General features: G+C 61.6%; 26 protein-coding genes and 1 riboswitch. Of the genes, 14 read left to right on the forward strand and 12 right to left on the reverse strand.

The genetic code is table 11. The features are described 5' to 3' along the window. Window positions 1–8 precede the first annotated feature (8 nt). From aroA to miaB, 8 genes are all read right to left on the reverse strand, one after another. Window positions 9–1,361 (reverse strand): 3-phosphoshikimate 1-carboxyvinyltransferase, encoded by a 1,353-nt coding sequence (aroA, locus tag G3256_RS13665; RefSeq protein WP_169641350.1) that lies wholly within the window; start codon window positions 1,359–1,361, stop codon window positions 9–11. Between the two features lie 80 nt (window positions 1,362–1,441). After that, window positions 1,442–2,146, reverse strand: coding sequence for a tRNA (guanine(46)-N(7))-methyltransferase TrmB (gene trmB, locus G3256_RS13670; RefSeq protein ID WP_169641351.1), 705 nt, complete (start codon window positions 2,144–2,146; stop codon window positions 1,442–1,444). Window positions 2,147–2,289: 143 nt separating this feature from the next. After that, the gene (metK, locus tag G3256_RS13675; protein ID WP_169641352.1) at window positions 2,290–3,471 is read right to left on the reverse strand and encodes a methionine adenosyltransferase; all 1,182 of its coding nucleotides are present in this window, start codon (window positions 3,469–3,471) and stop codon (window positions 2,290–2,292) included. Window positions 3,472–3,475: 4 nt separating this feature from the next. After that, window positions 3,476–3,524: riboswitch (SAM-SAH riboswitch) on the reverse strand. 38 nt (window positions 3,525–3,562) lie between these two features. Next, window positions 3,563–5,065: an apolipoprotein N-acyltransferase gene (gene lnt, locus G3256_RS13680; protein ID WP_169641353.1), complete on the reverse strand. Its 1,503-nt coding sequence runs from the start codon at window positions 5,063–5,065 to the stop codon at window positions 3,563–3,565. A 50-nt stretch (window positions 5,066–5,115) separates the two neighbouring features. Next, window positions 5,116–6,012 carry a hemolysin family protein gene (locus G3256_RS13685; RefSeq protein WP_169641354.1) on the reverse strand — a complete coding sequence of 299 codons (897 nt, stop codon included), beginning with the start codon at window positions 6,010–6,012 and terminating at the stop codon, window positions 5,116–5,118. Between the two features lie 38 nt (window positions 6,013–6,050). Then, the gene (gene ybeY, locus G3256_RS13690) at window positions 6,051–6,551 is read right to left on the reverse strand and encodes an rRNA maturation RNase YbeY (RefSeq protein ID WP_169641355.1); all 501 of its coding nucleotides are present in this window, start codon (window positions 6,549–6,551) and stop codon (window positions 6,051–6,053) included. A 65-nt stretch (window positions 6,552–6,616) separates the two neighbouring features. Next, window positions 6,617–7,630, reverse strand: a complete 1,014-nt coding sequence (locus G3256_RS13695; protein ID WP_169641356.1) for a PhoH family protein — start codon at window positions 7,628–7,630, stop codon at window positions 6,617–6,619. A 183-nt stretch (window positions 7,631–7,813) separates the two neighbouring features. Next, entirely contained in the window at window positions 7,814–9,136 is a 1,323-nt protein-coding gene (gene miaB / locus G3256_RS13700; protein ID WP_169641357.1) for a tRNA (N6-isopentenyl adenosine(37)-C2)-methylthiotransferase MiaB, read from the reverse strand. A gap of 112 nt (window positions 9,137–9,248) precedes the next feature. Here miaB and G3256_RS13705 point away from each other — a divergent pair, with 112 nt between their 5' ends. Together G3256_RS13705 and arsB are read left to right on the forward strand one after the other, a co-directional pair. Beyond that, the gene (locus G3256_RS13705) at window positions 9,249–10,121 is read left to right on the forward strand and encodes a hypothetical protein (RefSeq protein ID WP_169642446.1); all 873 of its coding nucleotides are present in this window, start codon (window positions 9,249–9,251) and stop codon (window positions 10,119–10,121) included. Between the two features lie 199 nt (window positions 10,122–10,320). Beyond that, window positions 10,321–11,331, forward strand: a complete 1,011-nt coding sequence (arsB, locus tag G3256_RS13710) for an ACR3 family arsenite efflux transporter (protein WP_169641358.1) — start codon at window positions 10,321–10,323, stop codon at window positions 11,329–11,331. Between the two features lie 28 nt (window positions 11,332–11,359). Here arsB and G3256_RS13715 read toward each other — a convergent pair whose 3' ends face one another. Further along, window positions 11,360–12,148 carry a phytanoyl-CoA dioxygenase family protein gene (locus tag G3256_RS13715; protein WP_169641359.1) on the reverse strand — a complete coding sequence of 263 codons (789 nt, stop codon included), beginning with the start codon at window positions 12,146–12,148 and terminating at the stop codon, window positions 11,360–11,362. Between the two features lie 66 nt (window positions 12,149–12,214). Next, entirely contained in the window at window positions 12,215–12,634 is a 420-nt protein-coding gene (gene irr / locus G3256_RS13720) for a Fur family transcriptional regulator Irr (protein WP_169641360.1), read from the reverse strand. 208 nt (window positions 12,635–12,842) lie between these two features. Here irr and fabA point away from each other — a divergent pair, with 208 nt between their 5' ends. From fabA to G3256_RS13740, 4 genes are all read left to right on the forward strand, one after another. Beyond that, the gene (gene fabA, locus G3256_RS13725; RefSeq protein ID WP_169641361.1) at window positions 12,843–13,352 is read left to right on the forward strand and encodes a bifunctional 3-hydroxydecanoyl-ACP dehydratase/trans-2-decenoyl-ACP isomerase; all 510 of its coding nucleotides are present in this window, start codon (window positions 12,843–12,845) and stop codon (window positions 13,350–13,352) included. 37 nt (window positions 13,353–13,389) lie between these two features. Continuing rightward, the gene (gene fabB, locus G3256_RS13730) at window positions 13,390–14,619 is read left to right on the forward strand and encodes a beta-ketoacyl-ACP synthase I (RefSeq protein WP_169641362.1); all 1,230 of its coding nucleotides are present in this window, start codon (window positions 13,390–13,392) and stop codon (window positions 14,617–14,619) included. An 11-nt stretch (window positions 14,620–14,630) separates the two neighbouring features. Next, the gene (locus G3256_RS13735) at window positions 14,631–15,422 is read left to right on the forward strand and encodes an enoyl-ACP reductase FabI (protein WP_169641363.1); all 792 of its coding nucleotides are present in this window, start codon (window positions 14,631–14,633) and stop codon (window positions 15,420–15,422) included. Window positions 15,423–15,506: 84 nt separating this feature from the next. Beyond that, complete coding sequence (locus tag G3256_RS13740; protein ID WP_169641364.1) at window positions 15,507–15,848, forward strand: hypothetical protein; 342 nt, start codon at window positions 15,507–15,509, stop codon at window positions 15,846–15,848. A 19-nt stretch (window positions 15,849–15,867) separates the two neighbouring features. Here the strand turns inward: G3256_RS13740 and G3256_RS13745 are convergent, their stop codons facing one another. Then, window positions 15,868–16,296, reverse strand: a complete 429-nt coding sequence (locus tag G3256_RS13745) for an FKBP-type peptidyl-prolyl cis-trans isomerase (RefSeq protein ID WP_169641365.1) — start codon at window positions 16,294–16,296, stop codon at window positions 15,868–15,870. Window positions 16,297–16,480: 184 nt separating this feature from the next. On the opposite strand from G3256_RS13745, the gene G3256_RS13750 reads away from it, so the two are divergent. The 8 genes from G3256_RS13750 (at window position 16,481) to G3256_RS13785 (ending at window position 24,761) form a co-directional block, all read left to right on the forward strand. Then, the gene (locus tag G3256_RS13750) at window positions 16,481–17,167 is read left to right on the forward strand and encodes a haloacid dehalogenase type II (RefSeq protein WP_169641366.1); all 687 of its coding nucleotides are present in this window, start codon (window positions 16,481–16,483) and stop codon (window positions 17,165–17,167) included. Further along, the gene (locus tag G3256_RS13755) at window positions 17,167–17,991 is read left to right on the forward strand and encodes an alpha/beta fold hydrolase (protein ID WP_169641367.1); all 825 of its coding nucleotides are present in this window, start codon (window positions 17,167–17,169) and stop codon (window positions 17,989–17,991) included. The genes G3256_RS13750 and G3256_RS13755 overlap by 1 nt, the downstream gene beginning before the upstream one ends. Next, the gene (locus G3256_RS13760) at window positions 17,988–18,962 is read left to right on the forward strand and encodes a threonine ammonia-lyase (RefSeq protein ID WP_169641368.1); all 975 of its coding nucleotides are present in this window, start codon (window positions 17,988–17,990) and stop codon (window positions 18,960–18,962) included. The genes G3256_RS13755 and G3256_RS13760 overlap by 4 nt, the downstream gene beginning before the upstream one ends. Before the next feature lie 15 nt (window positions 18,963–18,977). Next, on the forward strand, window positions 18,978–19,766 hold the full coding sequence (gene pcaD, locus G3256_RS13765) for a 3-oxoadipate enol-lactonase (protein ID WP_169641369.1): 789 nt from the start codon (window positions 18,978–18,980) through the stop codon (window positions 19,764–19,766). 4 nt (window positions 19,767–19,770) lie between these two features. Continuing rightward, a complete protein-coding gene (locus G3256_RS13770; RefSeq protein ID WP_169641370.1) occupies window positions 19,771–21,096 on the forward strand; it encodes a lyase family protein in 1,326 nt (441 codons plus the stop codon). Window positions 21,097–21,100: 4 nt separating this feature from the next. Next, the gene (locus G3256_RS13775; RefSeq protein WP_169641371.1) at window positions 21,101–22,309 is read left to right on the forward strand and encodes a TCR/Tet family MFS transporter; all 1,209 of its coding nucleotides are present in this window, start codon (window positions 21,101–21,103) and stop codon (window positions 22,307–22,309) included. A 102-nt stretch (window positions 22,310–22,411) separates the two neighbouring features. Further along, window positions 22,412–23,503, forward strand: a complete 1,092-nt coding sequence (locus tag G3256_RS13780; protein WP_169641372.1) for a Zn-dependent alcohol dehydrogenase — start codon at window positions 22,412–22,414, stop codon at window positions 23,501–23,503. 25 nt (window positions 23,504–23,528) lie between these two features. Next, a complete protein-coding gene (locus tag G3256_RS13785; protein WP_169641373.1) occupies window positions 23,529–24,761 on the forward strand; it encodes a mandelate racemase/muconate lactonizing enzyme family protein in 1,233 nt (410 codons plus the stop codon). Between the two features lie 79 nt (window positions 24,762–24,840). On the opposite strand, the gene G3256_RS13790 is transcribed toward G3256_RS13785, so the two are convergent. Beyond that, on the reverse strand, window positions 24,841–25,965 hold the full coding sequence (locus tag G3256_RS13790; RefSeq protein WP_169641374.1) for a cobalamin-independent methionine synthase II family protein: 1,125 nt from the start codon (window positions 25,963–25,965) through the stop codon (window positions 24,841–24,843). Window positions 25,966–25,984: the final 19 nt, after the last annotated feature.

Raw genomic sequence — 25,984 nt, forward strand, 5'->3', positions numbered from 1 at the left:
CCGGGCACTCAGCGGTTGGAGCGCTGGATCTGCGCGCCCAGACCGGACATCAGCGGCTCGAACACCGGGAAGGACGTAGCAATCGGCCCGCCATCATCAAGAGAGACAGGCTTCTGCGTCGCCATTCCAAGGATCAGAAAAGACATCGCGATGCGGTGATCAAGATGGCTGGCACAGGTAGCGCCACCCGGTACGTTACCGTGACCGGCACCTGTGACCGTCCACCAGTCCGGGCCGTCCTCCACCGTCACGCCGTTGGCGCGCAGCCCGGCAGCCATCGCATCAATGCGGTCGCTTTCCTTGACACGCAGTTCCCTGACACCGCGCATCACGGTTTCGCCCTTTGCAAAGGCCGCAACAACAGACAACACCGGGTATTCGTCGATCATACTGGCTGCACGGGCCGGTGGCACTTCGATGCCCTGCAGATCCGGCGAAAAACGTGCGCGCAGATCGGCCACCGGCTCACCGCCTTCGGTCCGTTCGTTTTCATAGGTAAGATCAGCGCCCATGTCGCGCAGGGTAGCGAAAAGACCGGCCCGCGTCGGGTTGAGACCAATGCCCGGCACCAGCACATCCGAGCCCGGTACAATCAGCGCTGCACAGACAGGAAAAGCCGCGGACGACGGGTCGCGGGGCACGTCGATCTGTTGTGGTTTCAGTTCAGGCTGGCCGGTCAGCGTGATGACCCGGCCTGCCTCTGAATCTGCAACAGTGATTTCAGCGCCAAAGCCTGCCAGCATGCGTTCTGTGTGATCGCGGGTGGCCTCCGCTTCGATGACCACGGTTTTGCCCGGCGCATTGAGACCTGCCAGAAGGACCGCCGATTTGACCTGGGCCGAGGGCACAGGCACGGTATAATTCACCGGCACAGGGTCGGCTGCCCCGACCACTGTCATCGGCAGCCGACCGCCTGCCCGCCCATAAGAGCGCGCGCCGAAAAGCGCCAGAGGATCGGTAACACGGGCCATAGGGCGCCCGTTGAGCGAGGCGTCGCCGGTAAAGGTCACGGTCACCGGAGAGGTCGCCATAGCGCCCATGATCAGTCGGACGCCGGTGCCGGAATTGCCGCAGTCGATGACGTTTTCCGGTTCGGCAAAACCGCCCGTGCCGACTCCGTGAACGCTCCAGTTTCCCTCACCGTGATCGGTGACTTCCGCGCCAAAGGCCCGCATGGCCTTCGCCGTGTCCAGAACGTCCTGCCCTTCGAGCAGACCGGAAATCCGGGTTTCGCCCACCGACAAAGCGCCAAGGATCAGCGCGCGGTGAGAGATTGATTTGTCGCCGGGCACACGGGCCTCGCCTTTCAGCGGGCCGCAGGGGCGGGAAGTCATCGGGATCGGCACGCCGTGGCTCGACATAGGGTCAGGTCCTGCTTTGCTCAGTTTTGCAGTGGCTTACCTGCTGACCCCGCCATGGTCCAGCCCTGGCATGCGCGGACTCAGTGTCTTCGGAAAGTCAGATAGTGCGGTGTGCGCTCTTCGCGGATGGCTTTCTGCTCATAGCGCGTGGGGATCCAGTCGTCCCAGGGCTTTTGCCAGTCCGACGGACGCTCCGCCAGCCAGTCAAACCCACAGCGCGGCACCTCTTCGAGCGTCTGGCGCACGTAATCCCCAATATCCGTGGCAACACGGAAGATCGCGCCCGGCTTCATCGCCCGCGCAAGCGGCTCAAGGTGCTCAGCTGTGACGAACCGGCGCCGGTGGTGGCGGGTTTTCGGCCAAGGGTCGGGATAGAGCAGAAACGCCCGCGCCACCGAAGCCTCGGGCAGCACATCCATCAGATCGCGCGCATCGCCGGGATAGACCGCGACATTGTCCACGCCCGCCCGACGGATTTTACCGAGCAGCATCGCCACACCGTTGATATAGGGTTCCGCGCCGATGATACCCCTGTCCGGGTTCTGCTGTGCCTGATGCACCATATGCTCGCCACCGCCAAATCCGATCTCGAGCCAGAGCGGTCGCCCGGAAAACAGCGCCGCGACATCCAGCGGCCTGCGTTCAGGGTTCTCTTCCCAGCTGACAGCACCAGGCGACAGCCCGGCCAGATCCGCATCGAGATACCCCCGCTGGGATTTCTTCAGCGTTTTACCTTTCAGGCGACCATAAAAATTGCGGCGCGGGCGTTGGGGCATATCTGTCATGCCCGCCGTGTAACCAGGCGTCTGAGCGACTGCAACGCCCTCTCCGCCCGGGATGAGTTTGCGGGCACCGCAAACGAACACGCCCGTTTCTGCCGGAGGCAGAAACGGGCGGCATGTCGTGCAGCGTCAGCTGCGCCTTCGGATCAGACGGCCGATTTCAGCGCATCGACCAGATCTGTTTTTTCCCAGCTGAACCCGCCGTCGTCGTCAGGCGCACGCCCGAAGTGGCCATAGGCCGCCGTGCGCTCGTAAATTGGCCTGTTGAGTTGCAGGTGGTTGCGGATCCCGCGTGGCGTCAGGTCGATTATCTGCCTGATCGCTTTCTCAATCGCCGCATCCTGTACGTCGCCGGTTCCAAAGGTATCGCAGTAAATGGACAAAGGTTTCGAGACCCCGATCGCATAGCTGAGCTGGATGGTGCATTTGTCCGCCAGACCGGCTGCAACGACATTTTTTGCCAGATAGCGTGCGACATAAGCCGCAGAGCGATCAACTTTTGTCGGGTCTTTGCCGGAAAACGCGCCGCCGCCGTGTGGTGCTGCACCGCCATAGGTGTCCACGATGATCTTACGCCCTGTCAGGCCCGCATCACCGTCCGGGCCACCAATCACAAAGGTGCCCGTTGGATTTACCCACCATTCAGTGTCTTCAGTGACCCACCCCTCGGGCAGGACCTCCCGGATATAGGGTTCCACGATGGCGCGGATGTCAGCGGAGGTCTGCGAGGCATCCGCGTGCTGAGTAGACAGAACAATTGACGATACCCCCACCGGTTTGCCGTTTTCATACCGTACCGAGAGCTGGCTCTTGGCATCGGGACGCAGCGTCGGCTCGGTGCCGTCTTTTCGCACCTCTGCGAGACGGCGCAGGATCGCATGAGCGTAATGGATGGGCGCCGGCATCAGTTCGGGTGTCTCGCGCGTGGCAAAACCGAACATAATGCCCTGATCCCCCGCCCCTTCGTCCTTATCAGCTGCTGCATCTACCCCCTGGGCGATGTGTGCCGACTGCTCATGCAGCAGGTTGGTGATCTGGCATGTGGCGTGGTGAAATTTATCCTGCTCATAACCAATGTCCCGGATGCAGGCGCGCGCGATCTCTTCGATCCGCCCCATGTATTCGTTCAGCTTGTTTTTGTCGGACAGTCCGACCTCTCCGCCGATCACAACCCGGTTCGTTGTGGCAAAGGTTTCCGCAGCGACGCGCGCTTCAGGTTCTTCCCCGAGAAAGGCGTCAAGCACCGCGTCGGAAATCCGGTCACAGACCTTATCGGGGTGACCCTCGGAAACGGATTCCGAAGTAAAAGTATAATTCTGTCGGGACATGTATCGCTCCATTGAAAAAACCGTGCGCCGTCAGGAAGCCGTTGGAACACGTTCGGCTGTGGTTACGTGGCAGGCACGCGGGCGTCAAATGCTATTTTCTGAATCTCGCGGCGGCGTTACGGTTTTTCAGGTTCCGCAGGATCAGACCTGCGAGTCCCGCACCCAAAACGATAAATACCGGCAGATTGCCGGTCCGGCTGAAGAGCGTAGGCGCCCCGGGTGCAGGCAGTCGGGCATCAAGCCCCCCGGCGATACCTGTTGCAAGGCTGGCGGTGATGCGGCCCCGGGGATCAATCATGGCCGAAATGCCGGTGTTGGCCGATCGCATCAGGGGCAGACCCTGTTCGATCGCGCGCATACGGGCCTGTGCCAGATGCTGCGCTGGACCTGCACCCTGCCCGAACCACGCGTCATTGGTGATCTGCAACAGAAAGTCCGGCCTTTCCGGAGTGCCGAACAGACCACGCGAGAAGACGGCCTCGTAACAGATAAGTGGCAGCGCCTGGCCCAGCGGCCCGAAATCAAGCAGCCCCGGACCGGGCCCGGCGCTGAAGCCACGTCCGTTTGCTGCCAGCCCGCTGATCCCCAGCCGGTCGGCAAGGGAACTCAGCGGAATGTATTCACCAAAGGGCACCAGGTGGTGTTTGTCGTAGACCTGACCGGGGGCTCCGTCCTCCTGCAGCACCACGAGGGAATTATAGAGCCCGGTCGTATCCAGCCTCAACGCGCCCAGAACCACAGGAGCCGTAGTCGTCTGCACGATCTGTTCAAGCGCCGGGCCCGCGCGGTCAAGGGTCCAGGGAATGGCGGTTTCAGGCCAGATCACCAGAGCGGGCGGGTTGTCAGGATCCGAAGGCGCCTCTGCCGTCAGCTCAAGCTGGCGCCGGAAAAAGAGCTCTGCGTTGCCGGGCTGCCATTTCAGGTGCTGCGCTGCATTGGGCTGTATTAGCCTGACGGTGTGGTCTGTAAGCGCGGGCGGTGGTGCGGAAAGCGGCAGATGAAAGAGCAGTGCAGCACAGACCAGCGCGGTAACCTGGGCCGCACGCATGACCGGACGATCGCGAAAAACAGCCGGGAAAGACAGCAGCCACGCAAGACACATCAGCCATAGCATCGCCCCGTGCGGGCCGGAAAGAGCCAGCGCCTTGCTGGCCGGTCCGTCGATCAGCGACTGCGCGGGGCTTGCCCAGGGAAAGCCGGTGAATACGTATGCCCGCAGAATTTCCGCGGCCGTCCAGGTCAGGATCAGCGGCCATGTACGCGGTGAAAGCGCGCGGGCGGCCCAGAAAGCCCCTCCCCAGAACAGCGCAAGCCCGGTGCTCAGAAACAGCAGTGCGAAAGGCGCCATCCAGGCATGTCGTGCCGCATCCACCTGAAACGGCTCAACGATCCAGTGCAGAGCCAGAGCAAAATAACCGGTGCCAAAAGCCCAGCCCACAGCACCTGCGTGCCGGGCCGTCTTCTGGCGGCGCAGCATCAGGAAACCGATCGACAGAAGGAGCAGCATCAGCAGCGTCTGATCCCAGGGTGCCTGCCCCAGCGCCGCACCAGCGCCGGTCAGCGCGGCGATAGCCATGCGCTGCCAGAGCGGCATGCGGGCATACCAGCGCCAGGGTTTCTGCCGCGACGCCGTTTTGTTTTCCGTCAAGTAACCGGGGGCGCGGTGCGTACGCGCAACCGTTTGATGCGCCGCGGATCAGCGTCCAGAACCTCGAATTCGGGGCCGTCCGGGTGCACAACCACTTCACCGCGCGCCGGAACCCGGCCCGACAGCATAAAGACGAGACCGCCAAGCGTGTCGATCTCTTCTTCATCGACCTCATCATGGTCTGTCAGGGACTGACCTATCTCTGCCTCGAAGGCGTCGAGCGGCGTCTTGGCAAGCGCGAGGTAGCAGCCCGGCTTTTCCTCGGTCCAGAAAAGTCCTTCGTCCACGTCATGTTCATCTTCGATCTCACCGATTACCTGTTCGATCAGATCCTCGATAGTGACCAGTCCGTCGACGCCGCCGTATTCATCGATGACAAGCGCCATGTGGCGGCGTTCAGACTGCATTTTTGTCAGCAGCACACCGATGCTCATTGAGGGCGGCACGAAAAGCAGCGGCCGGACCATCGCCTGCATGTCGAAATCAGCGCCGCCACCGTTAAACCCGTGGGTCAGCGCGATGTCTTTCAGGTGCAGCATGCCAACCGGTGTATCCAGCGTGCCGTCATAGACCGGCAGGCGCGTCAGCCCGCTGTCCTTGAACACCTGCACGGCCTCATCAAGGGTCGCGGTTTCGGGAAGCGCGGTGATATCGGCTTTGGGTACCGAGACGTCCTCGACCCGCATACGGCGCAGATTGATCATGCCGTGGGTCTGGCGCCTGTGTTCGGTGTCGCCGTCCAGCGGGCCGGCCTCTCCGGTTTCTCCGGGGCTCAGTGCATCGAATACCCGGCTGAAAAAGCCTCCCGGCCTGGAAGGTTCCGCCTCGGTCGGTGTATTGCTTTCCGGCTGCGCGCTACGCGCCGCCTCAGAAGATCCGTCGTTGTCGCCCATCGGGTCCTTTTCCGAATAGTGACGGCGCGATGCCGCCCTTATGTCCTGTATGGGTCATCAAGACCCATTTTGCCAAGTATTTCAGTTTCCAGCCGCTGCATCAGCGTGGCATCGGCGTCACGGATGTGGTCATAGCCCAGAAGATGTAACAGCCCGTGAACGATAAGATGCGTTACATGACCGTCCATGGGAATCCCCTGGTCCGTTGCTTCGCGCCTGCAGGTCTCGAAAGCAATCGCGATATCTCCCAGTTCGAGCGTGCCGTCAATGCCCGGCACGGGCGGTTGCGGGGTTCGGCCGGGCTCTGCCGCCGCAAGTTCAGCCGCGGGCCAGCTCAGCACATTGGTGGGCCCTGCTTTGTCACGGAAATCCGTATTCAGGCCGGCGATGCGTGCGTCATTGCAGGCGAGCAGGGAGATTTCGGCAACCGCATCCGCAAGCCCCAGATGCGCCAGCGTGGTCGCCAGAGCCCTTGTTGCAAGGCGTTCGAATTCGCAGTCCTGCCAGCGAGGGTCTTCGATCAGGATATCCGGTGCCATTCAGGAACCCATGGGGGCCAGCCCCCATACCCCCGGGATATTTGCAGCCAGAGAAGATTTCGGCGTCATGAGCTGTCTGTGTCAGCCTCATAGGCTTCGATGATGGCCGCGACCAGCGGGTGGCGTACGACATCTTTCGACGTGAAGTAACTGAAGCTGATTTTCGGGATCGTTCTGAGCAGTCGTTCAGCGTCGGCGAGGCCTGAGGAGACACCGCGCGGCAGGTCGATCTGTGTGCGGTCGCCGGTGATGACCATGCGCGAGCCTTCACCGAGGCGGGTGAGAAACATTTTCATCTGCATGGAGGTGGCGTTCTGTGCTTCGTCAAGCACGACAAAGGCGTTGGAAAGTGTGCGCCCGCGCATGAAGGCAAGGGGCGCGATTTCGATCTGCTTTTCCTCGATGAGTTTCGCCAGCTGCTTGCCCGGCAGGAAATCCCCCAGCGCGTCGTAGAGCGGCTGCATATAGGGATCGACTTTGTCTTTCATGTCGCCGGGCAGAAAGCCCAGACGTTCACCCGCTTCAACGGCGGGACGCGACAGGATGATTTTATCCACCTGACCTGTCAGAAACATCGACACGCCAACGGCCACGGCGAGATAGGTTTTACCGGTGCCTGCCGGACCGATCCCGAAGGCCAGTTCATTTTCGAAAAGTGCCTGGACATAGTTTTTCTGAGCGTCGGTGCGTGGCTCAACGCGCTTTTTGCGGGTCTGGATTTCGATACGGTTGCCGATCGGCATTTCGAGCTGGTCGCCGTCTTCGGGCGTGGCTTCCTCAAAGGGGCCCATGCGCAGCTCGCGGTCAACGTCTGCGGTTTCGACCACACGGCCGCTTTCCAGCCGCGTATAGAGTGCGTGCAGCACTCGCATCGCGTCGGTGCCGGCATCGGCATCCCCGATGACGGCAAGCTGATTGCCGCGCCGCACAATCTGGACGCCCAGCGCCTTTTCGATCTGTGCAAGGTTGGCATCGTAGGGGCCGCACAGGTCAATCAGCAGCCTGTTGTCGGGAAACTCAACCACACCGCCCGGGGCCGCAGTCAGGGTGTCGGTGGCACTTGTGTCACTGGAGGGCAATACCTGCTCCTTGAGGAATGGGGCCTGAGAGAACGGTGCCAATTCCCGACCTGCTGTGCAAGCTGTTCCGGAGGTGTTTTGACGGTCGCAGTGCAGAAAACGGATAAAGGCACCAGGCAAAGCGCCGGAATTGTCGCCAGCCACGGTCGGAAGGCGTCGTGCCGGCTCTGTGCACTATGATTTTCAGCGGCTGACAGCAGAGAGTGAGTTGCGTTTGGCCTCAACGATTCTCACCCGGACCATGTCGCCGACCGCAGCATCCGAATTTTCGATGTGAACCGCGTGCAGGTATTCGGATTTGCCTACCATCTGCCCTGCCTCGCGGCCGGGCTTTTCGACGAGCACATTCAGGTCGCGCCCGACCATATCCGCCTGGATTTCCTGCTGCTGCTTTGTGATCAGCGCCTGGATCCGCTGCAGCCTGTCATCGGCCTCCGCCGGATCGACCTGGGCGCGTTCTGCGGCCGGCGTGCCAGGACGGGAGGAGTATTTGAACGAATAGGCATAGCCATAGTTCACTTCCGAAATCAGATCGAGTGTTGCCTGGAAATCGGTTTCTGTCTCTTCGGGAAAGCCCACGATGAAATCGCCCGACATCAGAATATCGGGACGGGCGGCCCGGATCTTTTCAATGAGCCGCAGATAGCTTTCTGCTGTGTGGCTGCGATTCATGCGTTTGAGGATCCGGTCGGATCCCGATTGTACGGGCAGATGCAGATAGGGCATCAGCTTGTCGCATTCAGCATGGGCCGCGATCAGATCGTCATGCATGTCGTTGGGGTGCGAGGTGGTGTAGCGGATGCGCTCCAGACCGTCGATCCCGTTGAGACGCCAGATCAGCCCGGCCAGTGTCTGTTCGACGCCATCTGACCCGTCGCCGTGATAGGCATTCACATTCTGGCCCAGCAGGGTGATCTCGCGCACTCCGCGTTCCGTAAGATTCCGCGCTTCTTCCAGAATGCGGCTCACAGGGCGGCTTACTTCGGCGCCGCGGGTGTAGGGCACCACGCAGAAGGCGCAGAATTTATCGCACCCCTCCTGCACGGTCAGAAAAGCAGACGGCGCGCGGCGGGCTTTGGGGCGCGATTTCAGCACCTCGAATTTGTCCTCCTGCGGGAAGTCTGTATTGAGCGCTTTTTTGCCCTCACGCAGACTTTGCTCCATCTCAGGCAGCCGGTGATACGACTGCGGCCCGACGACCAGATCCACGGCGGGCTGGCGGCGCATGATCTCCTCGCCCTCGGCCTGAGCCACACAGCCTGCGACGCCGATCTTAAGATCAGGGTTCGCGGCCTTGAGAGGTTTCAGCCGGCCAAGCTCTGAATATACTTTCTCAGCGGCTTTTTCGCGGATGTGGCAGGTGTTGAGCAGGATCATGTCTGCCTCTTCCGCACGCTGCGTTTCCACATAGCCCTGACCGCCGAGGGATTCGGCCATGCGCTCGCTGTCATAGACGTTCATCTGACAGCCGTAGGTCCTGATAAAGAGCTTTTTGGGCGCGGTCATCGCATCGGTCCGGTCTGAGGGTGACTGGCGCGCTGAGTACCAGCCTGCGGCGGGGCTTGCAATGCGGTGTGAAATCCCTGATTCTGCCGCCGCAGATGAGGTGGAGCACAACATGCGGTACGAAACCCTGCCGGAGTTTCTCGAAACGGGGAAACATGCGCTGAGCAAAGGGCCGGTTGCGATCGTGCTGGTCGAGGATGATGTCGAAGTGGATACCACGCTGCGCCATCATCACCAGTCAGGATTTAAGACTGTCATCGCGCTTATGCCCGCCGGCTTTGATCTGCCGCGCGATCTGCAGACCGTTGTGCACCGGATTGATTATGACGCCACCGCCGAAGGCGCCATGGAGCACGCGGTCAACAGCATCTGTGCGGCTTCGACGCCTGGCGTGTGGATGTATTACTGCTTTAACGCGGAATATCTCTTCTTCCCGTTCTGCGAGACCAGAACCATCGGGGAAATGCTGGCCTTTCATACCGAAGAGCGACGTGACGCCATGCTGACCTATGTGGTCGACCTTTACGCGCATGATCTTGGGGCTTTTCCCGATGCGGTGTCGCTGGAGAACGCGCATCTCGACCGGTCGGGGTATTACGCACTTGCCCGAAAGAATCCGGCCGATCATGACCATCCCAAAGAGCGGCAACTGGATTTCTTTGGCGGGCTGCGCTGGCGGTTTGAAGAGCACGTGCCCGGTGAGCGGCGCAAAATCGACAGGATCGGCATTTTTCGCGCCAGACCTGATCTGAAGCTGCGGTCCGATCACACGTTTTCAGACGAAGAGTACAATACTTTTGCCTGCCCGTGGCATCACAACATCACGGCAGCGATCTGTTCGTTCCGGACGGCCAAAGCGCTGAAAACCAATCCCGGGAGCCGGCATGACATCGAAAATTTCACCTGGCATAACTCAGAGCGGTTTGAATGGCATTCCCGCCAGCTTCTGGATCTGGGGCTGATGGAGCCGGGGCAGTGGTTCTGATTGCAGTTGAATTCTTCTGCGGGTTACCGACTGCTGATTGGACGATTTCCGGCCTTGCGCAACGTATCACAAACGGCCTGATCCCGATCAGCCGGCATATCATGCCTGCGGTGTACAATCTGCCGGTGATCCCGCATTAATCGCGGCGGAAACTGTGGCCGCTCTGGTCGCGGATGCCAGGGCGCAAAGAGACATCTCAATGGGCGTATTTGAAAAGTATCTCTCAGTCTGGATCGCGCTGGCGATGATCGCAGGCATTATACTCGGCAATCTGGTCCCCGGGCTGGTGACGACCGTTGCCGCCGCGGAATTTGCACAGGTCAATCTGGTGGTGGCCGTTCTGATCTGGGCGATGGTTTACCCGATGATGGTCGGCGTTGATCCCGGATCGTTGCGGGATGTGGCGCGCCAGCCTGCCGGTCTGATGATCACGCTGGTCGTCAATTGGCTGATCAAACCCTTTACCATGGCCGCTCTTGCGGTGGTTTTCTTTGAGTTTGTATTCGCGCCGTGGATAGCACCTGAGGATGCGTCGCAGTATATCGCGGGGCTTATTCTGCTGGGGGCGGCCCCCTGCACGGCAATGGTCTTTGTCTGGTCCCAGCTGACCCGGGGCGATGCCAGCTACACGCTTTTGCAGGTCTCAGCCAATGATCTGATCATGGTTGTGGCATTTGCGCCCATTGTGGCGTTCCTGCTGGGTGTGACAGATATTGTTGTGCCTTGGAGCACGCTTGTGCTGTCGGTGCTGCTGTTTGTGGCGCTGCCGCTTGCGGCGGGTCTGCTGACGCGCCGGCATCTGGGCAGTCCGGAGCGGATTGAAGCGTTTCAGGCAAAGGTGAAGCCTTATTCCATCGTCGGTCTCGTCGCCACTGTGGTCATCCTTTTCGGACTACAGGGACAGACAATCGTCGCGAAGCCGCTTGTTATTCTGCTCATTGCAGTGCCGATTATTCTGCAGAGCTACGGGATTTTCGCCATCGCCTATGCGGCGGCTTTCGCGATGAAAGTACCGCACCGGATCGCGGCCCCCTGCGCGCTCATCGGGACCTCGAATTTCTTTGAGCTGGCTGTTGCTGTGGCAATCAGCCTCTTTGGCCTGAACTCCGGTGCGGCCCTGGCCACAGTCGTCGGCGTGCTGGTCGAGGTGCCCGTGATGCTGACGCTTGTGGCCTTTGCCAACCGCACCAGAGCGCGTTTTGCGGTCTGACCTGTCCAGCGCCTTGCTGTTGGGGGCGTCACTGCAAAAAGGGAAACCAGTCCTCACGCAGCACCTGCCCCGGCGCCATATCATGGCCCGGAAAGGGTGGAGACGTCGGACCGGGCCGCGCAACATAGCGCGCATCATCCCCCACAAGCCGCAGCGAAAACGCCCGCCGGCGACTCCCCGCGCTGTTACCACGCGCGCCGTGCAGGGTCCGGAAATGAAACGCCACGGCGTCTCCGGGCTGCATCTGGTATTCAGTGACCGGCATGCCTTCGGCTTCGGGGTCGGGGACAGGCATATAAGGCGCGGGATCAAAGAAGGCATCGCCCCTGGCCCAGCGTGTGGGCAGCACGTCCTTCTCCCACAGATGCGAGCCTGCCACGCAGCGCAGGCTTGCCTCGCGGACCGGATCAAGCGGCACCCAGAAGCTCACGGTGTGCTGCCCTTCGACAAAGTAATAAGGCGCATCCTGATGCCAGGGCGTGGCCATCGAAGTGCCCGGTTCCTTGACCAGAACGTGATCATGGAAAAGCTGCACCCGCTCAGATCCCATCAGGGTGGCGGCGGCAGATGCGATTGCGGGGTCTCTGGCGACCTGCTCAAATTCAGGGATGCGCTGCCAGTTGCAGTAATCGTCAAAAAAGCGGCCCGTCTCACCGCCACGCTGGTTCTCGGACGCAAAGGGCCCGGGCTCAGCCATGTTCCGTTCCACGCCAGCGCGCAGGGTCTCCACATGCTGCGAAAAAAGCCCCCGGATCAGCACAACCCCGTCGCGCTGATAAGATGTGATGTCCTGACCGCTGATCAAAGGCTGCGCCATACCCGTCTCCCTGATGAACCTGAGGAGACCTTATCCGCCCGATCCGTCAGCGCGGGTCCGTTTGCGTCATTTTTTGCGACGTAACCGGATGACCACATCCACGGAGGCAATCTCGGCACCCTCGGGGGCATCCGGCACGCGCGAAATCACCAGCTGGTCGGAGGGGGCATCTGTCAGCCGCGCCTCATCTTCCCAGTAAAAATGCGGATGATCATGCGTGTTGGTGTCAAAATAGCTTTTGGAGCCGTCCACGGTGACTTCCTGCATCAGCCCCACGTCACAAAAGGCGCGCAGCGTATTATAGACGGTCGCCAGCGAAACGGCTTCGCCCTGCGCTTTGGCGGCATCGAAAAGGCTCTCGGCAGTCACATGCCTGTGCTGCCCGTCGCCGATCAGAAGACCCGCCAGCGTCACCCGCTGGCGCGTAGGTCGCAGGCCTGCCCTCGCAAGCCAGGTCGCTCCGATGTCATTTTGCTGCAGTGTCATTGCGGCCTCATCCGGTTCCTGTGGGTAATATAAGGGCTTATCTGCCGGGTTTTCAATTCCATTCGTCGTATTTCGGGTGCGGCAGATCCGACTGTTGCAGGCCTGTTGCAGCCGGTCAGCACGCCCGGCGCACCCTTGCAGGACAGGTAAACGCGGTGCTAGAGGGGTCAGAGCATAAAAAAAACGGCCGCGCAGGAGGCACCGGAAAATGAGCCAGTATCCCAACAGTTTCGCAAAAGAAGACCTGCTGAAATGCGCGCGCGGAGAGCTTTTCGGCCCCGGCAACGCACAGCTGCCCGAGCCGCCGATGCTGATGATGGACCGGATCACCGATATCTCGGGCGACGGCGGCGAGCATGGCAAAGGCCATGTGGTGGCCGAATTTGATATCACACCCGATCTGTGGTTTTTCGACTGCCATTTTCCCGGCAACCCGATCATGCCCGGCTGTCTCGGCCTTGACGGGCTGTGGCAGCTCACCGGTTTCAATCTCGGCTGGCGCGGCTGGCAGGGGCGCGGTTATGCGCTTGGCGTGGGCGAGGTCAAGCTCACCGGCATGGTGCGCCCGGACCGCAGGATGCTGACCTATTACGTGGATTTCACCAAGGCCATCCAGACCCGGCGCTTGACAATGGGCGTGGCCAATGGCCGTGTGGAGGCAGATGGCGAGACCATCTATCAGGTCACCGATATGAAGGTTGCGCTGTCAGAAAACTGATCTGACGCCACCGGATACGAACAATAAGGAGAGCGCCATGCGCCGCGTCGTTGTGACAGGACTGGGCATCGTCTCATCCATCGGAAATAATGCTGAGGAAGTTCTGGCATCTCTGAAAGCGGGCATCAGCGGCATCGAAGCAAGCTCCGAGATGGCGGAGCACGGATTCCGCAGCCAGGTCGCCGGCACGCTCAAGATCGACGTCTCAGAGCATATCGATAAGCGCGCTCTTCGCTTCATGGGCCCGGGTGCGGCCTATGCCCATATCGCGATGGGTCAGGCGATTGCGGATGCAGGCCTCGATGAAAGCATTATCTCCAACCCGCGCACCGGGCTTGTCGCAGGCTCCGGCGGGCCGTCGACCTCTGCCATGCTGACCGCGCATAATGTGGTGCGTGAGACCGGTGCCACCAAACGCATCGGCCCCTTTGCCGTGCCCAAATGCATGTCCTCCACCGTCAGCGCCAATCTCAGTACGGCCTATAAGATTAAGGGCATCAACTATTCGATCACCTCGGCCTGCTCGACATCGCTGCACTGTATCGGCAATGCCGCCGAGCAGATCATGCTGGGCAAACAGGATGTGATGTTCGCAGGCGGCGGCGAGGAGCTGGACTGGACACTGTCTTGTCTCTTTGACGCCATGGGCGCAATGAGCAGCAAGTATAACGACACCCCGAAAGAGGCGAGCCGCGCTTTCGACGCCAACCGCGACGGGTTTGTCATCTCTGGCGGTGGCGGCATCGTGGTGCTGGAAGATCTCGATCACGCGCTGGCGCGGGGGGCAAAGATCTATGCCGAGGTCACCGGCTATGCCGCGACCTCGGACGGGCATGACATGGTCGCGCCCTCAGGCGAAGGCGGCGAGCGCGCTATGCGCCTGGCACTGAGCACCCTGCCCGAGGGGCGCAAAGTGGGCTACATCAACGCGCACGGCACCTCGACACCGGTGGGCGATGTGGGCGAGATCGAAGCGGTCCGCCGTGTCTTCGGCGAGGGCAGCACCCCGCCGGTCAGTTCCACTAAATCGATGACCGGTCACGCCCAGGGGGCCGCCGGTGCGCTGGAAGCCATCTTCAGCCTGCTGATGCTGGAAAATGACTTCATTGCGAAATCCATCAACGTGCAGGAACTCGACCCGGCCATTCAGACCGGCGAGGTAGCCCTGAAATCCGTACAAAACGCAGGGCTTGATTCCGTGATGACGAACTCCTTCGGGTTCGGCGGCACCAACGGCTCGATGATTTTGTCGAAGTATAACGGCTGAGGAACACTCATATGTCAGGTCTTCTTGCAGGAAAACGCGGTCTTATCATGGGCGTGGCGAACGAGCGCTCGATTGCCTGGGGAATTGCAAAAGCGATGGCCGGCGCCGGTGCTGAACTGGCTTTTACGTATCAGGGAGAGGCCTTTGGTTCGCGTCTGAAACCACTGGCTGAATCCGTGGGGTCGGATTTCATGGTCGATGTGGATGTGACCGATGATGCCTCGCTGGATGCAGCTTTTGAGGCCCTCGGCAACCGCTGGCCAACGATTGACTTCGTCGTGCACGCCATTGCTTTTTCTGACAAATCCGAGCTTACAGGACGGTTCCTGAACACCTCACGGGCCAACTTCCGCAATTCGCTTGATATCAGCGCTTATTCCTTTATCGAGATCGCCCGCCGGGCGCATCCGCTGATGAAAGACCAGGGCGGCACCCTGCTGACCCTGACCTATATGGGATCGAACCGGGTGACGCCGAGCTATAACGTGATGGGCGTGGCCAAGGCCGCACTCGAGAGTGCCACGCGGTATCTTGCAAATGATCTCGGGCCTGAGGGCATCCGCGTCAATGCGATCTCTCCGGGGCCGATGAAAACGCTGGCCGGGGCCGCGATCGGTGGCGCGCGGCGCACCTATAAACATACCGATCAGAATGCGCCTTTGCGCTCGAATGCCACGCTTGAGGCTGTCGGCGGCACGGCCGTCTGGCTTGCCTCGGATGCGGGTGCCTGCACGACGGGCGAGATCGTGCGTGTCGATGGCGGATTTCACGTGCTTGGCATGCCACAGAGCGAGAACCTCTGAATTCTCCCCCGGCAAAACTCTTTGCCGGTATCAATCCATGTTTTCGCCGCACTCGCGCCCTAATCTGCTTTTACAGATGCCGGCATGACACCAGGACTGAATAAAAAAGACCGTCGCCAGATCGCCTGCCTGCAGCGTGCTGCAAGCGCGCGTTTTTACGCAAAGGTTCTGATGCCGATCACAGCGATCGTGTTCTCGACCGCGATGTGGTCGGATCCGGTCATCCAGCCGCAACTGCAGCAGAAGATCGACGACTTCAAACCAATGGTTGAAACCGCTCTGGACGGCGGATCTGTCGAGGAAATTCTGGCAGCAGGCCGACCGCAGCCGCAGGCGGCAGGAGGTCAGCCCTCTCCGGAACTGGCCAGCCTGCCAGGCTCACAGCTGCCCGTGAACAGGCCCGAAGCGGACCAGGCGACCAACTGAGCCGCCCGGTCGCCGGCCTTCAGCCGATTTTCGTAAGTTCGATATCAAACCGCAGGTCTTTACCGGCCAGCGGGTGATTTGCGTCGAGCGTTACGGTCGCCTCGTCTACCTCGACAACCATCACAGGCATCGCCTGGCCATCCGGTGTCTGCATCTGCAGCTGCGTGCCGATCTCAAGCGGGATCTCATCCGGGATACCTTCGCGCGGCACAGCCTGGCGCATTTCAGGATTGACCGGACCGTAGGCCTGCTCGCTGGGGATCTCGACGGTCTTTTTGTCCCCCTCTTTCATGCCCGGCATTGCGGTGTCGAGGCCGGGGATGATCTGTCCGGATCCGACAACGAACTCAAGCGGGTCACGGCCCTCGGAGCTGTCGAATGTAGTGCCATCTGTCAGCGTTCCGGTGTAGTGAATGGCAACTGTATCGCCCGATTTTACTTCGGTCATAAGTCCTCCGATAATGTATGGGAAAGAATGCAGGAGGCCGCGTATCTGCGCGGGTTCTCCGGATATGGCAGCAACCTGCCTGTCCTGCCCGCGCGAGTAAACCCGAAAATCCCGTGTTTTCTCCCTTTTCGCGCGGACGCAGGCGTGACACTCTGTCTCTGACCTTCCGGGAGATCCCAGACTTATGCCAGTCACCACGTGTGTGTTTGACGCCTACGGCACGCTTTTTGACGTCGCCGCAGCAGCCCGTCAGGCGGCTTCAGAGCCCGCCTTTACCCAGATCAGCGACACCTGGCAGGTGCTGGCCGAGCACTGGCGGCTGAAACAGCTGCAATACACCTGGCTGCGGGCTGTCGCGGGCGCGCATGAGGATTTCTGGCAGGTCACGCAGCAGGGTCTCGACTGGGCGCTGGAGCGCAACGGTGTGGCGGGCAATCCGGACCTGCGCGAAAGGCTGCTGGCGCTTTACTGGGAACTGCAGGCCTATCCGGAGGTGCCGGCCATGCTTGCGGCCCTCAAAGCGGGCGGAATGAACACCGCGATCCTTTCCAACGGCTCACCGGATATGCTCTCGGGGGCCGTCAACTCGGCCGGCATCGGCGATGTGCTGGATGACGTGCTGTCAGTAGAATCCGTTGGTGTTTTCAAACCCGATGCGCGGGTCTATGACCTTGTCGGGAAACGTTTCGACTGCGCGCACGACGAGGTGCTCTTTGTCTCGTCCAATGGCTGGGACGCCGCCTGTGCTACCGGTTACGGCTTTACCACAGCCTGGGTTAACCGCTCAGGCGAACCGGTGGATCGCCTGCCCTGGACGCCGGCACACACCATGCCCGATCTGACGGGTATTCCTGCGCTTGCGGGCCTCTGATGAGCGAATTTCTCACCTCTGATGGTCTGACGCTTTATTATTCCGATGAAGGCACCGGGCTGCCTCTGCTGTGCCTCGCCGGTCTGACGCGCACTACTGCCGATTTCGATTATGTCGCACCGTATCTGCGGGGCTGCCGGATGATCCGGCTTGATTACCGGGGACGGGGCAGATCTTCATGGGACCGCCACTGGCAGAACTACGCGCTGCCGGTTGAGTGCAGGGACGTGATTGAACTGCTCGATCATCTGGGTCTCGACAGGGTTGCGATCCTGGGCACCTCGCGCGGCGGCCTCAACGCGATGGGGCTGGCGATGGGGCACAGGGAGCGGCTCTGTGGTGTCGCCCTGAATGATATCGGTCCTGAAATTGATCCCAAAGGTCTGGAATTCATCATGGGATATCTCGGGCGGAACCCGGGCGCGAAGACCCATATGGATGCCGCACGGGCGCTGGAACGCACGATGACCGGCTTTAAAGACGTGCCTTTTTCACGCTGGATGGAAGAGTCGCTGAAGCATTTCAGAATGTCCGGCGATGGCCTTACGATCACGTACGATCCGAAGCTGCGCGACGCGGTCGCAAGCCAGGGCGCGCAGGCTGCTCCGGATCTGTGGCCCTTTTTCGATGCGATGGAGGGCCTGCCGCTGGCCTGTATCCGTGGCGAGAACTCCGATCTTCTCACGCCTGAAACGCTGGCTGAGATGCAGCGGCGCAGACCGGATATGATTACGGCAACGGTGGTCGGACGCGGGCATATTCCTTTTCTGGACGAGCCCGAGGCCATCGCAGCCCTGCAGACCTGGACTGAGGCGCTGAAATGAATATTGAAATGATCCGTGCCGCCGCTGAGCGGATCCGCGGCCATGTGGTCGAAACACCGCTTTTGCGCTCGGCCTTTCTGGACCGGGTTGCCGGAAGGCGTGTCTGGATCAAACCTGAATGCCTGCAACATACAGGCAGCTTTAAATACCGTGGTGGGCGGGCTGCTGTCTCCGCCCTGTCCGATGAAACCCGCAGGCGCGGTGTCATCGCCTATTCCAGCGGCAATCATGCGCAGGGCGTAGCGCTCGCTGCCTCCGAATTCGGCACGCCTTCGGTGATCGTCATGCCGTCAGATGCGCCAAAGATGAAGATCGACAATACCCGCGCTCTGGGCGGTGAAGTGGTGCTTTATGACCGCTCCACCGAAGACCGCGATGCGATCGGATCTGAGATCGCCACAGCGCGTGGTCTGACCCTGATCCGGCCCTTTGACGAGCCGGAGGTGATCGCCGGACAGGGCACAGCCGGGCTCGAGATTGCCCGCCAGGCCGCTGCCGCGGGCATCGAAAAGGCAGATGTTCTGGTGTGCTGCGGAGGCGGCGGCTTTGCCTCCGGGATCGCCCTTGCTCTCGAAGCCGAAGCGCCCGGCCTGCGCATGCGTCCGGTGGAGCCCGAGAACTTTGACGACATGATCCGGTCACTTGCTGCCGGTGAGATCCGGCGCAATGCGACCCTTACAGGCAGTATCTGTGACGCCATCATCTCGCCCGAGCCCGGGCAGATCACCTTTCCGATCCTGCAGCGTCTCGCAGGCCCCGGCATTGTCGTCACCGATGCAGAGGCGCTGCACGCGGTCGCACATCTTTTCAGCCGGCTGAAACTGGTGGCCGAACCCGGAGGTGCCGTGGCCGTGGCCGCAGCGCTCTTTCACGCCGACGAGATCGCGGGCGAGGATGTCATCGTCACCATATCGGGCGGCAATGTGGATCCGGACGTTTTTATCACAGCCCTCAGCCGTTACACCGTCTGACCCCGGAGAGTGCCCATGAAGATCGCTGATTTCGGAGATGTCCGCCTTCACTACCGCACGGACGGGCCCGACGACGGCCCGCCGGTGGTCTTTGCCAATTCGCTGGGCACCGATATGCGGCTCTGGGATCCGGTGCTGCCGCTGCTGCCGGCCGGGCTGCGGGTGATCCGCTATGACAAACGCGGGCACGGGCTGTCCGGCTGCCCTGCGGCACCCTATTCCATGGGCTCTCTGGTGACCGACGCTGAAAAGCTGCTGGATCATCTCGGTGTGAAAGACTGCATCTTTGTCGGGCTGTCGATCGGCGGCATGATCGCCCAGGGGCTGGCGGTAAAGCGGCTGGATCTGGTGCGCGGTATCGTTCTCTCCAATACCGGCGCGCGGATCGGCACACAGGCGCTTTGGGATGACCGGATCGCCGCCGTGCGTGCGGGCGGGATAGAAAGCCTCGCGGATGCCGTTATGGAACGCTGGTTTTCAAAGGCCTTCCGCGCCACGCCCGAACTCGAACTCTGGCGCAACATGCTGGCGCGGCAGGAGGACACCGGCTATGTCGGGTGTTCAGCCGCTATCTCAGGCACCGACTTTTACACCACAACGGCCAGCCTGCGTCTGCCTGCTCTTGGCATTGCGGGGGATGAAGACGGCTCCACCCCGCCGGATCTGGTCCGTGAGACCATCGGGCTGATTCCCGGTAGCAAATTCCACCTGATCCGCAAAGCGGGCCACCTGCCCTGCGTTGAACAGCCCGAAGAATACGCCCGCGTGCTCACCGGCTTTCTGCGCGACACCGGACATATCTGAGCCGATGGCAGCCAGCGTCTTCGACAGCCCTCTCCATGCACAGCTTTTTCCGACCGGCGAGGTGGACCGACTCTTTTCAGACAGTGCGGCTTTGCGCGCCATGCTGCTGGTTGAAGGGGCGCTGGCCAAAGCTCAGGGCAAAGCCGGGATCATCCCGGAGATCAGTGCAGCCGCCATTCACCGCGCGTCGCTCGAGATCCAGATCGATCCCGGGGCGCTGGCCGCCACGACAGGGACAAACGGCGTCCCTGTACCGGGGCTGGTGGCGGCATTCCGCAGCGAAATGAACGCGCCGGAACATGCGCAGTTTGTGCACCGGGGGGCCACGTCACAGGACATAGTCGATACCGGTCTGATGCTGCGGCTGCGGCAGGTTCTGCTGCTGGCCGAAGACGATCTGCGCGCCGTGCTGACCCTGCTTGCCGATCAGGCGGAGGCACATGCGCAGACACCGATGGCCGCGCGCACCTGGGGCCAGCAGGCGACACCGACGAGCTGGGGCGCGGTTCTGGCCGGCTGGGGCATGCCGCTGGCGGATGCGCTGGAAGCGCTGCCTGATCTGCGGAACCGGAGCCTGTGGGTCTCGCTTTCGGGGGCTGCGGGCACGGCTTCGGAGCTTGGACCTGATGTGCCGGCCCTGCGCGCGGCACTGGCAGAGGGCCTCGGGCTGCACGACCCGGGCCGGTCCTGGCACACAGATCGCGGACCGGTGCAGCGCATCGCTTCCTTTATGGCCGGGCTTACCGCAACACTGGGCGGGATGGGACAGACGCTCACCGCCCTTGCCGCCACCGGCATCGGCGAAGTGCAGCTTTCGGGCGCCGGCGCGTCCTCAACCATGCCGCAGAAACAGAACCCCGTGGCCCCCTCGGCGCTCGCCGCTCTCGCGCATCAGGTTTCGGGCCTGCAGGCGGCGCTGCATGCATCGGCGCAGCACCAGCATCAGCGCGATGGTGCTGCATGGTTCACCGAATGGGCGGTCGTGCCTCAGATCGCGCTGAGCACTGCTGCCGGCCTGCAGATCGCGAAACAGGTGCTGAGCGACCTCGCACCGGATCCGAAAACCATGCGCGATGGCATCACCGCCGGGCAGGACATGGTTTTTGCCGAGGCGCTGAGCTTTGCGCTGGCCCGCGATACGCCGCGACCCGAGGCTCAGGCCGCCACGAAAAAGCTGGTGCAGGAGGCGCTGCGCACCGGCAGCAGCCTCAGCGCGGTTGCGCGCGCAGCACATCCCGATCTGCCCGACGGGCTCTTTGACCCGGAGGCCCGCATGGGCGAGGCACCGGCTGCCGCACGTGCCTTTGTTGCCAGGGTACGGGCGCTCTGAACGGATGCAGCCTTCGGTCGTTTTCATCCTGATCACGGTGATGATCGACGCGATGGGCATCGGTCTGATCATCCCGGTCATGCCCGACCTGATACAGGAGGTGCAGGGCAGCAATCTGGCCAGTGCAGCACTCTGGGGCGGCGTACTCTCCACCACCTTTGCCGTGATGCAGTTCCTGTTCGGACCGGTGATCGGTGGTCTCTCGGACCGTTTCGGACGCCGCCCCGTTCTGCTGATTTCCCTCGTCGTGATGGCACTCGATTATCTTGTCATGGCGGTCGCTGGCAGCATATGGCTGCTTCTCGCGGGCCGCGTTGTCGGCGGCATTACCGCAGCAACCCAGTCAACCGCCAATGCCTATATGGCCGACATCTCCGCGCCTGAAAACCGCGCCGCCAACTTCGGGCTTGTGGGCGCGGCCTTCGGGCTGGGGTTTGTTCTTGGCCCGCTCATGGGTGGCCTGCTGGCGGGCTTCGGCACCCGTGCGCCGTTTTACGCCGCCGCGGCACTTGCCGCACTCAACGGTGTCTTCGGCTACTTTGTGCTCAAAGAGACCGTAACGGATGCGATCCGCCGCCCCTTCAGCCGCGCGCGTGCAAATCCGATGGGCAGCCTGCGCCAGTTGCGCCGGCTTCCCGGTCTGGGACGGCTGCTGATGGTCTTTTTCATCTACCAGGTGGCCTTCATGGTCTATCCGGCAATATGGTCGTTTTTCGGCAAAGCCCGCTTTGGCTGGGATCCGGCGATGATCGGGCTCAGCCTTGCCCTTTTCGGGATCATGATGGCAGTGGTCCAGGGTGGTCTCATCCGGCCGGTGCTGCGTCTGCTGGGCGAGCGCGGCACAGTGGTTTATGGCCATGTCTTTGACATCGCGGCCTTTCTGGCGCTGGCTTTTGTCACCAGCAGCACGCTGGCGCTGATCCTGACACCGCTGGCAGCCCTCGCGGCGGTGATCACCCCGGCGCTGCAGGGGATCATGTCGCGGGCGGTCAGCGCGGATGCCCAGGGCGAATTGCAGGGCGCGCTGACCTCTTTGTCGGCCCTTGCCATGATCCTGTCGCCGATGGTGATGACCGGCACATTCGCCTGGTTCACCAATGCCGACGCGCCGCTGTGGATGCCCGGTGCACCGTTTGTCCTGTCTGCTCTGCTGATGGTCGCAGGGCTTGGCGTTTTTCTCTCCGGCCCGAAAGTGCAGACACAAAACCGGTAACGCGACATTGCCTGTCGTCTTCGGACTTGCACCGGGCGCGTCGCGCCTTCAGGCTGGCCGGACTTCAGCCCGGAGCCACCTGATCAGGAAAGACCCGACCCCATGCAGACCATCAAAGCGGCCGTCTGTCACAAATTCGGCGACCCGTTGAGCATAGAAGATATCCTGCTGCGCGCGCCCGGCAGCGGAGAGGTCGAGGTGACCCTTGAGGCCGTCGCGATCTGCCATTCTGACATTTCCTTTGCTGAAGGCGCCTGGGGCGGATCCCTGCCTGCTGTCTACGGCCATGAGGCTGCAGGCATCGTGACGGCCACCGGGCCGGGTGTGGGCAGCGTCGCCAAAGGCGACAGTGTCGTCGTCACGCTGATCCGCGCATGCGGCTGCTGCGGCAACTGTGCCTCAGGTCGCCCCACGCTTTGCGAGACGCCCTATGACGGCGATCACGGGCCCATCACCACCGCCGACGGTGGCAGGCTGCACCAGGCGATGGCAACGGGCGGCTTTGCAGAGAAAGTCGTCGTGGATCAGAACCAGGTCGTGCGCATCAGCGCGGATATCCCCAAGGACGCAGCCAGCCTGATTGCCTGTGGCGTGATCACCGGCGTTGGCGCCGTGGTCAATGCGGCCAGGCTGCGCGCGGGTCAGGATGTGGTCGTGATCGGCGCAGGCGGCGTCGGGCTCAATGCCATCCAGGGCGCGCGCATTGCCGGTGCCCGGCGCATTGTGGCGGTAGACATGAGCGGGGAAAAGCTCGCCATGGCCCGCGATTTCGGCGCAACGCATGGCGTGCTGGCGACCGACCCGAAACCATGGCGGCTGGCGCAGGAGGCTCTGGGCGGGCGCGGTGCCGATGCGGTAATTGTGACCGTCGGTGCGATCCCCGCCTATGATCAGGCACCGCGTTATCTGGGTTATGGAGGCAAGGTCATCATGGTCGGAATGCCCCATTCCGGCGACGTATCTACCTATGAGCCTGTCGTGCTGGCCGCCACGGCCCAGGGCATGACCGGCTCGAAAATGGGAGATGTGGTCATTCAGCGGGATATCCCCTGGATGGTGGATCTGTATCAGCAGGGACGCCTTAAACTGGACGAGCTGATCTCCGGGCGCTGGCGGCTGGAGCAGATTAACGAGGCGATTGCCGATACCAGGGCCGGCGGCGCGCGGCGCAACGTGATACTTTTCGGACAGTAAGCCGCAGGCGCTCGGGAGACAGCCAATGATCCTCACAGATCTCGATATCATCGTCACCGCCCCCCCGGCACCGGGATGGGGTGGCCGCTACTGGATCCTGGTGAAAGTCACGACGGATGACGGCATCACCGGCTGGGGGGAATGCTATGCCTCCAGCGTCGGACCGGAAGCGATGCAGGCCGTGATCAGCGATGTTTTTGAGCGGCACATGGCGGGCGAAAGCGCTGAAAACATAGAGCTGATGTTTCGCCGCGCCTATTCGTCGGGCTTTACACAGAGGCCGGATCTCACTGTCATGGGCGCTTTCTCGGGCCTCGAGATCGCCTGTTGGGATATCCTTGGCAAGGCGCGCAACCGGCCTGTTTACGCGCTGCTCGGCGGGCGGATGAATGACCGGGTCCGGGCTTATACCTATCTTTATCCGCAGCCCGGGCATGATCTGTCGGCGTTCTGGACCTCCCCTGAGATGGCTGCCGAAAGCGCGCTTGCGATGGTGGAAAAGGGCTATACGGCTGTTAAATTTGATCCCGCCGGTCCTTATACGATGCGCGGCGGTCACATGCCGGCGATGCGTGATATCTCGCAGTCCGTGGCGTTCTGCAAAGCCATTCGCGACGCGGTGGGCGACCGGGCCGATCTGCTTTTTGGCACGCACGGTCAGTTCTCGACGGCGGGTGCAATCCGGCTGGGACAGGCGCTGGAGCCGTTCAGCCCGCTCTGGTATGAAGAGCCCATCCCCCCCGATGCGCCGGAAGAGATGGCAAAGGTCGCGCGCGCCGTCAGGATCCCGGTGGCGACAGGCGAACGGCTGACCACCAAAACCGAATTTGCACAAGTGCTGCGATCCGGCGCGGCGACCATTCTGCAGCCTGCGCTCGGGCGGGCCGGTGGGATCTGGGAGATGAAGAAGGTGGCCGCCATCGCCGAAGTCTATAACGCTCAGGTGGCCCCGCATCTTTATGCCGGACCGCTGGAGTGGGCGGCTAATATTCACCTGGCCGCTTCAATTCCAAATCTGCTGATGGTCGAAACCATCGAGACACCGTTTCATGACGCTCTGATCAGCGGCACGATCCGTGTGGAAGAGGGCTTTGTGACGCCGCCCGAGGCCCCCGGTCTGGGAATAGAGGTCAACGAAGCGCTGGCCCGGGCGCATCCCTGGACCGGCGAAGGCCTGCACCTGCAGATGCAGGAAGAGCCCTGCGACTACGTGAACGGAAATGCCTTTGAGGGCGGTGCTCCAGCGCCCAGATCCTAAAGCATCCGGTGCATGCCTGCGCTGTCAGTCGGGTGCATGGCAGCATGCGCCGCGCCGGCTGCAACCGGCTGACCGGCGCCTACCGTTCTGAGGCCAGTTTTGCCCCCGCGCTCAGCGCTTCGAGTTTGGCATAGGCGATATCAGGATCAACTGATCCATAGCCTGCAAAAGTGCCAAAACCGCAGTCTGATCCGGCAATCACACGGTCGTGACCAACAATCCCGGTAAAGCGTTCGATCCGCTGGGCCACCACTTCGGGATGCTCAACGAAGTTTGTGGTGGTATCGACGACCCCCGGCACAAGCACCTTGCCGTCCGGAATGTCGGCTTTCCGGTCGCGAAAGACTGTCCATTCATGCGCATGCCGCGGGTTTGACGTTTCAAAAAGCACATAACGCGCCTTTGCCTGCATCAGCGTGTCGAAAACCTTTTCCATGCCGATGTCGCAGACATGCGGCCCCTCATAATTGCCCCAGCAGATGTGTATCCTGACACTTTCTTCGGGCACGTTCTCCAGCGCGTGGTTCAGTGCCTCGACGTGACCGGCGGCAATCTTCACAAACTCCGCATCGCTCAGATCGTTGAACAGCATATGGCGCGACAAAGCGAGGTCCGGGCAATCAAGCTGCAGCATCAGCCCTGCGCCCACAATGGTTTCATATTCAGCGCGCATGGCATCCGCGAGGGCAGCGAGATAGGCGTCACGGCTCGGGTAATGCTCGTTCTGCAGAAAGAGCGATATCACCCCGGGGCTTGCCGCGTTCATGAACCCCTGCGCGGCCCCATGCTCCGCCATGCCGGCTTTGAGGTTGGCGATATCCTTCTCCAGCTCGTTCTGCCCCTTTGACGTCACCTCGCCGGTGCACATCGGGCGAGCGTATTGCGGCGTGCCACCATCCTCGGCCAGCCTTTTAAGAAACCCCGGGAACTTCTTCAGGTCCGCCGGCGCGTTACGTTTGCTGTCGCCCGAAAACCCGGTGTAGCGGTCTTTCACATAGGTGGCGTAAGAGATCTTGGACGTCTCGCCATCACTCACAATACCGACGCCGGCAGCCACCTGACGGCGCACGGTCTCTGATACAGCCGCAGTCATCGCCGCGTCGAATGCCGCCGGGTCGTATGCTTCTTCGCGTTCGCGGGCGAAGATAAAATCCACCACGTCCTGGGTTCTGGGCAGGCTGCCCACATGTGTTGTCTGTACCAAGTGTCTCTCCCTTCAGCGC

This window comes from Roseobacter ponti (assembly GCF_012932215.1).
GTDB lineage: Bacteria > Pseudomonadota > Alphaproteobacteria > Rhodobacterales > Rhodobacteraceae > Roseobacter > Roseobacter ponti.